The 11,966-nt window shown below is 57.3% G+C and carries 11 protein-coding genes; 4 read left to right on the top strand and 7 right to left on the bottom strand.

The window, feature by feature from the left end; translation table 11 throughout:
• Window positions 1-4: 4 nt before the first annotated feature.
• The 3 genes from HMPREF1631_RS03325 (at window position 5) to HMPREF1631_RS03315 (ending at window position 3,539) form a co-directional block, all read left to right on the top strand.
• On the top strand, window positions 5-1,042 hold the full coding sequence (locus HMPREF1631_RS03325; protein ID WP_084707382.1) for a DMT family transporter: 1,038 nt from the start codon (window positions 5-7) through the stop codon (window positions 1,040-1,042).
• 65 nt (window positions 1,043-1,107) lie between these two features.
• Entirely contained in the window at window positions 1,108-2,292 is a 1,185-nt protein-coding gene (locus HMPREF1631_RS03320; protein ID WP_198017360.1) for an LCP family protein, read from the top strand.
• Entirely contained in the window at window positions 2,289-3,539 is a 1,251-nt protein-coding gene (locus tag HMPREF1631_RS03315; protein ID WP_156956213.1) for an LCP family protein, read from the top strand. The genes HMPREF1631_RS03320 and HMPREF1631_RS03315 overlap by 4 nt, the downstream gene beginning before the upstream one ends.
• Window positions 3,540-3,592: 53 nt before the next feature.
• On the opposite strand, the gene HMPREF1631_RS03310 is transcribed toward HMPREF1631_RS03315, so the two are convergent.
• From HMPREF1631_RS03310 to HMPREF1631_RS03300, 3 genes are all read right to left on the bottom strand, one after another.
• Complete coding sequence (locus HMPREF1631_RS03310) at window positions 3,593-4,909, bottom strand: ATP-binding protein (RefSeq protein WP_034232436.1); 1,317 nt, start codon at window positions 4,907-4,909, stop codon at window positions 3,593-3,595.
• A 9-nt stretch (window positions 4,910-4,918) separates the two neighbouring features.
• Window positions 4,919-5,596 carry a response regulator transcription factor gene (locus tag HMPREF1631_RS03305; RefSeq protein ID WP_034232433.1) on the bottom strand — a complete coding sequence of 226 codons (678 nt, stop codon included), beginning with the start codon at window positions 5,594-5,596 and terminating at the stop codon, window positions 4,919-4,921.
• Window positions 5,597-5,664: 68 nt separating this feature from the next.
• Window positions 5,665-6,672 carry an adenylate/guanylate cyclase domain-containing protein gene (locus HMPREF1631_RS03300; RefSeq protein WP_034232430.1) on the bottom strand — a complete coding sequence of 336 codons (1,008 nt, stop codon included), beginning with the start codon at window positions 6,670-6,672 and terminating at the stop codon, window positions 5,665-5,667.
• A 130-nt stretch (window positions 6,673-6,802) separates the two neighbouring features.
• On the opposite strand from HMPREF1631_RS03300, the gene HMPREF1631_RS03295 reads away from it, so the two are divergent.
• Window positions 6,803-7,459 (top strand): nucleoside triphosphate pyrophosphatase, encoded by a 657-nt coding sequence (locus HMPREF1631_RS03295; protein ID WP_034232427.1) that lies wholly within the window; start codon window positions 6,803-6,805, stop codon window positions 7,457-7,459.
• Window positions 7,460-7,487: 28 nt separating this feature from the next.
• Here the strand turns inward: HMPREF1631_RS03295 and fdxA are convergent, their stop codons facing one another.
• From fdxA to HMPREF1631_RS03275, 4 genes are all read right to left on the bottom strand, one after another.
• Window positions 7,488-7,805: a ferredoxin gene (gene fdxA / locus HMPREF1631_RS03290; protein ID WP_034232424.1), complete on the bottom strand. Its 318-nt coding sequence runs from the start codon at window positions 7,803-7,805 to the stop codon at window positions 7,488-7,490.
• Window positions 7,806-7,856: 51 nt separating this feature from the next.
• Window positions 7,857-8,219, bottom strand: coding sequence for a hypothetical protein (locus HMPREF1631_RS03285; RefSeq protein WP_034232421.1), 363 nt, complete (start codon window positions 8,217-8,219; stop codon window positions 7,857-7,859).
• A complete protein-coding gene (gene typA / locus HMPREF1631_RS03280) occupies window positions 8,216-10,147 on the bottom strand; it encodes a translational GTPase TypA (protein ID WP_034232420.1) in 1,932 nt (643 codons plus the stop codon). Before typA ends, HMPREF1631_RS03285 begins: the two co-directional genes overlap by 4 nt.
• Before the next feature lie 110 nt (window positions 10,148-10,257).
• Window positions 10,258-11,964 carry an ABC transporter ATP-binding protein gene (locus HMPREF1631_RS03275; protein ID WP_034232417.1) on the bottom strand — a complete coding sequence of 569 codons (1,707 nt, stop codon included), beginning with the start codon at window positions 11,962-11,964 and terminating at the stop codon, window positions 10,258-10,260.
• Window positions 11,965-11,966 lie beyond the last annotated feature (2 nt).

Here is an 11,966-nt window from a genome sequence, read left to right as displayed (position 1 = left end):
ATTAATGAAAAACGGATTTTTCAGCGGCGCACTCTGGGGACTGGACACATTCATTCTGGGACTGGCATTTGCCTTCTCCCCGTTTTCCGATTCGCCGCAGGCTTCCCTCTGTTCGGCTTTTATGCACGATTTGATCTGTTCGCTGATTCTGATTGTTTTCCTTACCGTGCGGGGAAAAATGCGTCTGCTTCCGCGTGCCCTGAAAACGCGCGGCGCACGTGCCGTTATGATCGGCGCACTGCTCGGAGGCCCGATCGGCATGAGCGGCTATCTGGCCGCAATTAACAATATCGGAGCCGCACACACCGCAATTATCTCGGCTTTTTATCCCGCCTGCGGCACTTTTCTGGCGGTTGTGTTTCTCAGGGAATCATTTTCCCTTATCCGCGGCGCCGCTCTTCTTGCGGCACTGGGCGGGATTATTGCAATCGGAACATCGGGCACGGCCGCAGGCCCGGGAGGCAATGCGGCAATCGGTATTGCGGGGGCACTGATATGCGTCTTCGGCTGGGGCTCGGAAGCCGTTTTTTTGGCCTGGAGTCTGCGCGGAACCGAAGAACTGGACTGCGAAACCGCCCTGTGCATCCGCGAAGTTACCGGCACGGCCGTATATGCCTGCGCCGTTATTCCGGCGACGGGCGGATTCCCATTTGTCGGGAAAGCGGTTACCGCCGCACCGACACTGCTTGTGGCAGCCGCGGCCGCGGCGGGCGTTGCCTCCTATCTTTTCTATTACAGAGCCATCAGCCTTGTGGGCGCGGCAAAAGCGACGGCACTGAACATCTCCTACTGCGCATGGGCACTGATATATACCTCGCTGTGGATGTTTTCCTTTCCGACGGGAAAAGAAATTGTGTGCTGTATTCTGATTTTTGCCGGCACGGTTCTTTCGGCAACGGAGGACCTGCGCAGCCTGCTGCGCGTAAGGAATAAAGAAAACGGCGCGCACGGTGCGGATCCCGCCGGGCGCCCTTCGCCGCCGGCTGAAGAATATGCCCCGGGCGGCGAAGGCCCGGCGGACGGGCGAAGAAATGCCAAATAGTTCACAGTTGGAAGAAAAATCCCAAATATCCTTATTTTAGGGAAACAGACAGTAGAATGTTCTATGTGTTTATTCGTGAATCCCCGGCAATACCCGGCCACAGGCAGCTTCTTTCCGCCACCCGGAAAATAATCCGCGGCGGGGCGGTAACTCTTCTCTGTCTGCTTTTGTGCGCCGTATCCGCATTTGCCACGATTTACCGCCATCTTCAGGGAAATATCAGGCAGCACGACTTCACGTCTCTGATCAACAACGCACGCCCGTCCACCGCGGTGCCGCTGGACCAAAAAGAAGGTCAGCCGATAAACATCCTGCTTCTTGGGTCAGACAGCCGCTCGGGGAAAAACGCCGGCTCTTTCAGGGACGGCGTGGAGGGAATGCGCTCCGATACGGCAATGCTTGCCCATATCAGCGCAAACCGCAAACGCGTGGACGTTGTTTCCATCCCGCGCGACACGCTCGTGGATATTCCCTCCTGCACCCTGCCCAACGGCAGACACACGCCCGCCCGAACCGGTGCCATCTTCAACAGCGCGTTTATGATCGGCGGTGCCGGCGGCGACGTCAATGCCGCAGCCACCTGCACCCTGCAGACCGTGGAGAAACTTACCGACGTGCTGATTGACGGCTATGTGGTTTTGGATTTCGTTTCTTTCCAGGACGTGGTCAATGCCATCGGCGGCGTGGAGATGTGTTTCGACGAGAGAGTCCGCGACCGCTATGCGGGTCTGGATATTCCCGCGGGATGCCATGTTTTGGACGGCGGACAGGCATTGGCCTTTACGCGGGCCCGCAAATCCCTGGGAGACGGATCGGATATCTCCCGTATCGGGCGGCAGCAGGAATTTGTGGGAAAAGTATTTCATAAGGTCTCGCATATGAATCTTTTCTCGGATTTGCCCGGTTTCTACAAAATCGTGAAGGCAATCAGCAAAAATCTGGACACGTCGCAGGGCCTGGGGGATTTCGACTGGCTGAGCGGATTTTTATACTCCATGCGCCATATAAAACAGTCGGATCTTAATTTTGTCACCATGCCCTTTGTTCCTCTCGGCAACCGGGTGATTCCCGCGGAGAACGCAAAACTCGTATGGGATTCGCTGCGCCGCGACAAACCGATTCCCGAAGAAATAAAAAATCCGCAGAATGCCGACGGCAGCAGGATATCCGACACCGAAAACCGAAACAGAGACCGGCAAAACAAAGACACTTCCCCGGCCGGCAAAAAACAGAATAGGCAGCGGCAGTGAACGGCCGTGAGGATACCGATCCGCCGGTCTTTCTTCCCCGCGGCACACGCAGGAGGCCAAGCCGTGAGGGAGCGAAAATAGTCGGCGGAAAAGAGAGCGCGGAGGCACCCGTTTATCCCGTATTCCCGGAAAGCGGGGAAAATGGGGTGCGCGATCCGTCCTATTCCGCCAATTTTGCGCCGCGCAGTTTTCCCCCCGAAATGCACGGGGAAATGCACGCACCCGGCACGCCGGCCGCATTTTCTCCCGAAGGACGGGAAAATAACCGCGGCATTCGGCGGGCATTGGCGGGAAAAAAGCGGCATCCGGGCAGAAAAATCCTGGGCACGGTTATATTCCTCCTGCTTCTTGCAGTGGGATGGTGTGTTTATCTGTATTGGCTGGGAAGTACCTCTTTGGGGCATACCGCCGCGCTCAGCGACGCGCCCGACACCGCCGGCGAAACGTATCTTATTGTCGGTTCGGATAAGCGCGGGACCGCCGTTGCCGACGGCACGCCCAACGAACGCTCCGATTCGATTATGCTTCTGCATAAAGCGGACAACGGAAAAGTAACCCTGCTTTCGCTGCCCAGAGATTCTTACGTGGAAATTCCCGGCCACAGAAAAAACAAAATCAATTCTTCTTTCGCCGCCGGCGGCCCGATGCTTCTGGTCCAAACGGTGGAAAAACTGACGGGAATGAAAATTGACCACTATCTGCAGATCGGCATGGACGGCGTGGTGGCTCTCACGGATGCGGTCGGCGGCATAAACCTGTGTTACGGACGCGATGTGAACGACCCCTACTCCGGGATGAACTGGAAAGCCGGCTGCCACGACACCGACGGAAAGGGCGCTCTGGCTTTTTCCCGGATGCGCTATAAGGATCCGCTTGGCGACATCGGCCGCACACAGCGCCAACAGCAGGTCATTTCCGCAATTTTGCGCAAAGCCGTTTCGCCCCGGATGTTTTTAAATCCGCCGGGCCAGCGCCGGCTGGTATTGGCAGGAGCCGAAATTCTCACCGTCGACACCAACGATTCTCTGCGTACGGTGCTGAATGCGGGCCTGACACTGAAAGAGGCTCTCGGGCCGCAGGGGCAGATCGGCACGCCTCCGATCTCCAGCCTCAGCTATTTTCCGGGCGGAGTGGGATCAACCGTCCGCCTTGATCCGAACACGATAGAGCGTTTCTGGGCCGACCTTGCCAAAGGCGAGGCCACGCCGGAGAAATACAAAACCCTCACTGTCCGCGCCCGGCACTAAGGGCGGCGGGAATCGCGCCGCCGGAAATTTATCTTTTGCCGGTGCCGTGCGTTTTAACGCCGGTGCCTGCGGATTCCGGCACTGTAAACGGCGCCCTGCGGCACCAGAAGATGCGGATCCAAAGATGCGGGAATCGCTTTCAGCGTCAAAGTGAACTCCGCCGGCTTCTGTCTGGTCAGTTCCAGGCGTCCGCCCAAATTTTCCGCCAGTTCCTTCGCCACGGCCAGGCCGATTCCCGTGGAGCCGCCGGTGGAAAATCCGCGCTGAAAAATTACGGGCGCAATTTCCCCGCTCACGCCTTCTCCCTCGTCGCTGACCTTAATCACCACCGTCTGCGCCGATTTTCCCGCTTTGACCAGCGTCGTGCCCGCACCGTATTTCAGCGAGTTCTCAATCAGGGTCGCCAGAATCTGGGCCACTGCGCCGGGCGTTGCCAACACCACCGCGTCGGTTTCGATTTTGAATTTAATCCCGCGCCCCGCAGAAGCAAAGATATTGTCCCATTCGTCACTCTGCTGATGGAAAATATCATCGGGAGTGATCGCCTCCATATTTCCCAGCGTCTGCCGGCGCGAATTTGCCATCAGATCGTCAATCACGCCCGAAAGCCGTTCCGTCTGCTCCAAAGCTTTTTCCGCTTCTTCGCTCACCGCTTCGTTTTCGCTCAGATACTGAATTTCTTCCACACGCATACTTAAAGCCGTCAAAGGGGTGCGCAGCTGATGCGCGGCGGCGGCGGCAAACTGGCGCTCGGCGGCAATTCTGCCGGCAACCCGGTCGGCCGTCCGTTCCAGTTCCTGACTTACCAGATCAATTTCCTCGATTCCGGAACGCTTTATTTTTGGACGTACCTGCCCCGCACCCACCTGTTCGGCAGAGGCCGCGAGATAAATCAGGGGCGCGGAAATTCTTCGCGACTGGCGCAGCGCAACGGCAATCCCCACTCCGTAGGCCGCAAGAAACAAACAGGCAGCAGTGAAAATCAGCCAAAAAGAGCGGGCCAAAAGTACGCTGCGCGGCATGGACACCGTTACCGTGCCGCCAAAATACGTGTGCTGCGCGGCGGAAAGCAGACCGCCGCCGGCCTGCGCTCCCGCGGTATACACCTTTCCCGTATCCGTCCGATACGAAATATGCATCGGATACGAATCGGACGCCGGAGCGTAATGCTCCAATATCCGCGTATCGACCGGCACTCCCCGGCTGCCGTATGCGTCAATACTCAGGGCAACGGTTTTTGCCCGCGCTTCCAGCTGCGTCTGCGCTTCCGACCACATATTCGAAAGCATCAGCGCAAGCGTGGGAATCCCCACAAACAGCACTGTGAGAAGAACCGCTGCCGAAATCAGCCGAATCGCACGCCGCCGCACCCGGTCACGCTACACTTCAAAACGGAATCCGAGACCCCGCACGGTCGTGATGTAATGCGGTTTGGCAACGTCGTCACCCAGTTTTCGGCGCAGCCAGGATATATGCATATCCAATTTCTTGGTGGCGATATCTTTTTCGCTTCCCCACACCTCCCGCAGCAGCCGGTCGCGCGGCACGGCCTCACCGGCGGAACGCAGCAGCGCGGCAAGCAGATCAAATTCCTTACCGGTAAGCCGTATTTCCTTTTCTCCCACAAAAACGCGGTGTGCCTGCGGGTCTACCTGCACATCCTGCGCCGCAAGAGGTTTGTCGGACGGGGATTTTCCCCCGCCGCGGCGCAGCAGGGCACGCACCCGGGCCAACAGTTCGGCCAGGCGGAAAGGTTTCGTCACATAGTCGTCGGCGCCGGCATCCAGTCCCACCACCATATCGACTTCTTCGGCACGGGCGGTCAGAATCAGAATCGGAAATTCAAAACCGAGCTGCCGCGTTTTTCGCGCCACATCCAAACCGTCGATATCGGGCAGACCCAAATCCAATATCACCAGATCCAACCCGTGCGCCATCTGCCGCAAAGCAGATTCGCCCGTATCCGCCTGCGAAACGGCATACCCCTCACGGGCAAGCGCACGCACAAGGGGATCGGCAATTGCCCTGTCGTCTTCCACAAGGAGAACGTTCGTCATATTTACCTTCTCGACACACAATACAGCCGCTGATGCGACACTATGTCATAATTTTAGTAAAGAATTCTTCAAGAATGCAATAATTCCACTTTTGCCGCTTCGATCGCGCCGATTCCCTGCAGCTCCGGAATTTCATACCGTTCCACCCGATACTTTTCGCCGTCCAGGGCCTGCAGTGCCCGGGCAGTCTGTATGTCGACCAGAATACCGTTCACCGGAGCCACATTGCACAGACGCGAGGCGAGATTTACTTTCGGCCCGAAAATATCCCCGAAACGCGAAACAACCCCGCCCCAGACAAGCGAGGCGCGCACATCGGGCATCTGCGGATTCGCGCGCAGGGCCCGCACAATGCCGTCCACCACCGTGATCCCGGTATCCAGATCGTCGGCAATGTAAAGTACCGCGTCCCCCACCATTTTCACCACCCGGGCACCATAGGTGGAAATTACGTCGCGGCAGGTGAACTCGAAAGTCTGAATGAAATCGACCAGCGCATGGGGAGAAAGTTCGCCGGAGCGGTGCGTAAAGGAAACCAGATCGACAAAGCCAAAAGCACGGCGCAGCATAAGACGGTCTTCAAAAACGCCGCTGCGCTCCTCCAACTCCGTTTCCGAGCGCCGCAGCAGCGACGCCAAATGCCGGCGCCAGGCATACTTCATCTGATATACCAAAAATTCTTCGTAATCGTCGATACGCTCCAAAACCATGGAGCGTGCGGTGACGTCGTCCACACCGTAGCGTCCGATAAATTCCTGCACAAGGGCCTCGTGCTGCCAGAGCACCATTCTGTCTGCCAGGTGCGACTGGGCACGGATCAGAGAATTCAGAGTATCCATATCGGCAAGGCCGCTGTCTCTCATTCGCAGATGTGCGCGCATCACATCCAGATCATAGTCGGTAAACACCTTCGTATCGGGTTTGCGAATCACGGGGAATCCCATGGCACGCCAGAATTTCTGCACAAATTCCACATCCGTGCCCAACAGTGCGGCAAGCTCATACGCGTCGTATTTTTCTTCTCCGCCAAGCAGGCGCAAAACGTGCTTTTCCACCATTTTCTGCCGCCCACCCATTTCAGATCCTGTGCCTAGAGTCACACAGAACAGAATAACACATTTCTTCCGCCGATAACTATTGTTATTTCGATTTAACCTGCTAAAGTCGGTATAAGCGAAGGTGTCCGCCCACATCCCAGGAAGAAAAATGGCAAAAGTTATTCTCGCATCCCAATCCCCGGCACGCTGCAGACTCCTGAAAAACGCCGGAATCACTCCGCTGCGGATCGTCTCGGACGTGGACGAAGAAGCGCTGCTGCAAAAAGCCGAAGCGGAGGCAGAACGGGCCGGCTCTTCCCTGCCCGCCGCATCCCGGGTGCAGATCCTGGCCACAGCCAAAACCGAAAACGTTATCCGGCGGGTAACGCGGGAAAAGGCGGCAGATCCCCGTGCGTGTCACCCGCGCGTCGTAATCGGGTGCGATTCCATGTTTTATTTCAACGGAGAGATATTGGGAAAGCCGCATACCCCGGCCGTCGCCCGGGAACGTCTGCGGGCAATGAGCGGAAAATCGGGGCAGCTTTACACGGGGCACTGCGTTGCGGATCTGAAAACGGGAAAACGCGCCGAAGGCGTATCGCAGGCGTCCGTGTATTTTGCCGATTTCACCGATCGGGAAATCGATGCCTATATTGCCACGGGCGAACCGCTCGAAGTCGCCGGATCCTTCACGCTCGAAGGCCGGGGAGGGCCCTTTATCGAAAGAACCGAGGGCGACTGCCACGGCATAATCGGTCTGTCTCTGCCGCTTTTGCGAACTCTTCTGGCACAGATCGGAATTTCGCTCACCGATCTGTGGGACTGAAAACTTAAGGCGCAGACCCGTTTCCGCCTCAGTTCTGCGGGGGCAGATCTTTAATGTAGGGATGGTCTTTGGGAATCACGCCCATCTTCGACGCACCGCCGGGAGATCCGATCCCGTCGAAAAATTCGGCGTTCACATCGGCATATACCGACCATTCCTCGGGCAGATCGTCTTCGTAGTAGATTGCCTCCGTCGGACATACCGGCTCGCAGGCGCCGCAGTCCACACATTCGTCGGGATGAATATATAAAGTGCGTTCCCCTTCGTAAATACAGTCCACCGGGCATTCGTCAACACACGCCCGATCTTTCACATCAACACACGGCAACGCAATAATATAGGTCATCGAATTTCTTGTCCTTCTCTGGGTATATATCTACGAGTATATGTTACACATTCAGTTTCGGGAATTCCCATGCCTGCGGACCGCGCGGAAACAATATGCCGCAGCCGGGGGAAACAGTGCCGCCAAGCCTACGGTATACAGCCACAGGCGGGAATTGAAACTGTTTTCCAATGCTGTGACGTCGTTCCCGGGGGGATAGAAAAACAGCACAAAAGTGACGGCGAAACACACGCAGGCATACACCACCCCCGCTTTGGGCGTGCCGGTTTCGCAGCTGAACCAGGAGCCGCAGACCACCAGCAGAACTGCCATTATCGGGCCACACCATTCATGGTTTACCGGCCCCGCATGCACGATCACACCCAAAATTCCGGCCACCGCGCCCGCCGCGGCACCGAAAAAGAGTCTGCTCACTTTTCGCTCCTCGCTTCGCGCTTTCTGCGCGCCGCAGCCCTTCCGCGTGTCAGAGAGTCCAAAATAACCTTTCGGATCCGCACGGTTTCCGGGGTAACTTCCAGGCATTCGTCGTCTGCGGCGAATTCAATACACTCTTCCAGTGTGAGCGTGCGCGAAGCCTGCAGAGTCTCAAATACGTCGGCAGTTGCCGAACGCATATTCGTCATTTCTTTGGCTTTGACGATGTTTACGTCCATATCTTCGTTGCGCGGATTTTCCCCCACAACCTGCCCCTCGTATGTTTCCTCGCCGGGCTTCACAAAAAATGTGCCCCGATCTTCCAGGCGCTGCAGGGAAAATGCCGTAATCTGCCCGGAGCGGTCCGAGACCAGAGAACCGGTGGTCCGCGATTCAATTTCACCCGCCCACGGCTTGTAGCCTGCGGAAATGGAAGCGGCAATCCCGGTCCCCCGGGTCTGCGTCAGGAACTTGGTACGAAAGCCGATCATTCCCCGGGAGGGAACAAGAAACTCCATCCGGATCCAGCCGGTTCCGTGGTTCGACATCGTTTCCATCTGCCCTTTACGTGCCGCCATGAGCTGCGTGACCGCACCCAGGTATTCCTCGGGCACATCAATCGTGGCCGACTCCCACGGCTCGTACACCACACCGTCTTTTATTTTCTTCACGACCTGCGGCTTGCCCACGGTAAGCTCAAATCCCTCACGGCGCATGGTCTCAACCAAAATAGCGAGCGCAAGTTCGCCGCGGTCCTGCACTTCCCAGGCGTCGGGGCGGTCCGTGGGCAGCACTCTGATCGAAACATTGCCCACGAGCTCCTGCATCAGACGGTCGCGCACCTGACGGGCGGTAAGTTTGTGCCCCTTGACCTTTCCTGCCAAAGGAGAGGTATTGATTCCGATCGTCATCGAAATCGCGGGGTCGTCAATATGAATTGGCGGACGCGGGCGCGGATCTTCCAAATCCACGAGGGACTCACCGATCGTGATATGCGCAATACCCGCAATGGCCACAATATCTCCGGGCCCGGCGGTGAGGGCGGGTTTGCGTTCCAGACCTTCGGTGCGCAGCAGTTCGGTGACGTGCACGCGCTCGATCTCTCCCCCGGGGCCGTCCATCAGGCCCACCCACGAATTTTTGTGCAGCGTGCCGGAGTATATTCTCAGCAGCGCAAGACGCCCGAGAAACGGCGAAGCGTCCAGATTCGTAACCTGCGCCACAAGAGGCTCCTGCGGCTCATAGTGCGGAGCGGGAATATATTTCAAAATTGCTCTGAACAGCGGCTCCAGGTCTCTGTTCTGCGGCAGCTGCCCGTCCGCCGGCTGCACGGTATCGGCGTACCCGGCTTTCGCGGCCGCAAAAATGGTCGGTATTTCCAGGATCCGGTCCAGATCGAGATTCTCCGCGTCTTCGATGTCCGCCGCCAGATTAATCAGCAGATCCTGGGTTTCCTCCACCACTTCGCTGATCCGCGCGTCGGGACGGTCCACTTTGTTGATTACGGGAATCACCGGCAGATTTGCCTCCAGGGCTTTGCGCAGCACAAAACGCGTCTGCGGAAGAGGGCCTTCGGATGCGTCCACCAGCAGCACCACACCGTCCACCATCGACAGCCCGCGCTCCACTTCCCCGGAAAAATCCGCGTGCCCGGGTGTATCTATCACATTGATGACGACGCCCTGCGGCGCCCCGAATTCCGCCGCGGACGGGCCGGTGTAAGTGATGGCGGTATTCTTTGCCAGAATCGTAATGCCCTTTTCACGTTCCAAATCGCCGGAATCCATTACCCGTTCCCCGGTTTTTTCCACGGTGGCGCGCCGGTCGAAAGCTCCTCCCTGCCAGAGCATACCGTCAACCAAAGTGGTTTTTCCGTGGTCGACGTGCGCCACGATTGCCACATTACGTAAATCAGAACGTGTTTCCATAAATTCAGACCATTTCTTTTCTTACACAAATCCGGGCCGATACCCATTTTATTTTAGGGGTACCGGCCCGGATTTTTAGATTTCCGGCGATAAAAGAGGCAGAAAGTACACTATCGGATATCGCCGCCGATAAACAGGTTGCCGCCGGGAATCGAATCGATGAGATTTTTCGTATAGTCCATCTGCGGACGGGCGAAGATATCGTCCGCCGCGCCGGATTCCACGACTTTCCCTTTCTGCATCACTACGACGTCGTCCGCAATCTGACGCACCACCGCCAAATCGTGGGTGATAAACAGATAGCTGAGATTCATCTGCGCCTGGATATCGTTTAACAGGTGCAGAATCTGATTCTGCACCAGCACATCAAGAGCGCTGACTGCCTCGTCGAGCACCAACACCCGGGGACGCAGCGCCAGAGCCCGGGCAATGGCGACACGCTGACGCTGTCCGCCCGAAAGCTCATTGGGGTATCTCCTCATCGCCGAACGCGGCAGAGCCACCAGGTCCAGCAGCTGCGCAACCCGCTCCCCGCGTTCCTTTCTGTTCCCTTCCCCGTGCACAACCAGCGGTTCTTCAATCACCGAATATACGGAAAACATCGGATCGAGCGAACCGTACGGATTTTGGAAAACAACCTGCAGCTGCCGCCGGAGGGCAAAACGTTCTTTGGCGGACATAGCGGAAACATCATGCCCGTCGAAAATAACTTTGCTCTCTTCGCGCTCATCCGGCGCAAGCAGGCCGAGAAGGATATTGGCCGCCGTGGATTTGCCCGAACCGGATTCCCCCACAACCGCAAGCGTTGTGCCGCGCCGCAGACTGAAAGAAACATCATCGAGCGCCTTAAAGGTTTTTCCCCTTCCTCCGCGCACCTTGAAAGTTTTGTGCAGATGACGCACTTCCGCGGCGATTTCATGCGAACCGGAGCCCAGTCCCGCACCCAGAAGCTCGTCGGGAGCCACGGAGATACCCGCCTTGTGCGCCGATTCAATCCTCGCCGAAGCCAGGGAAGGCGCGGCTGCCACGAGACGCTGCGTGTAGGGGTGTTCCGGATTGCGCAGAATATCCAGCGCGGGACCGGATTCAACCACACGCCCCCGGTGCATAACCACCAGATGCGAGGCACGTTCCGCGGCGAGGCCCAGATCGTGGGTAATAAACAGCACCGCCGTGCCCAATTCCGCGGTCAGCGTGTCGAGATGGTCAAGAATTTTACGCTGCACCGTTACATCCAATGCGGATGTGGGCTCATCGGCAATCAGCAGCTTCGGGTGTGCCGCCAGACCGATCGCAATCAGTGCCCGCTGGCGCATTCCCCCGGAAAACTCGTGCGGATACTGTTTTGCCACGCGCTCCACGTCCGGCAGACCGGCTTCCGAGAGAAGCCTGTTTACCCGCTCCATCCGCTCTTTTTTTGCACCGACGCCGTTAGCGTCCAGCGCCTCGCGCACCTGGCGGCCGATTTTCCACACCGGATTCAGATTGGACATCGGATCTTGGGGGATCAGACCGATCTTCGATCCCCGCACCGATTCCATTTCTTTTTCCGTTTTTCCCACGAGCTCGGTACCTTCAAGCTTTATTGAGCCGCCGACTGTTTTTCCGGTGCCGGGAAGCAGTCCGATAATCGCGTTTGCCACGGTGGATTTGCCCGAACCGGATTCCCCCACAATTGCCACCGACTGCCCGGGGTAAACGGTAAGGTTTACTTTCCTCACGGCCGGGACCATTCCCGTGGAGCTTTTGAATGCCACTTCCAGATCGGAAACTTCCAGTAACGGTTTTATTTCATTGCTCTGTGTCTGTGTTGCCATTG

Source organism: Arcanobacterium sp. S3PF19, assembly GCF_000758825.1.
Lineage (GTDB): Bacteria > Actinomycetota > Actinomycetes > Actinomycetales > Actinomycetaceae > Arcanobacterium_A.
The sequence above is the reverse complement of the archived record's forward strand: the minus strand, read 5'-3'. Positions and strand labels throughout refer to the sequence as shown.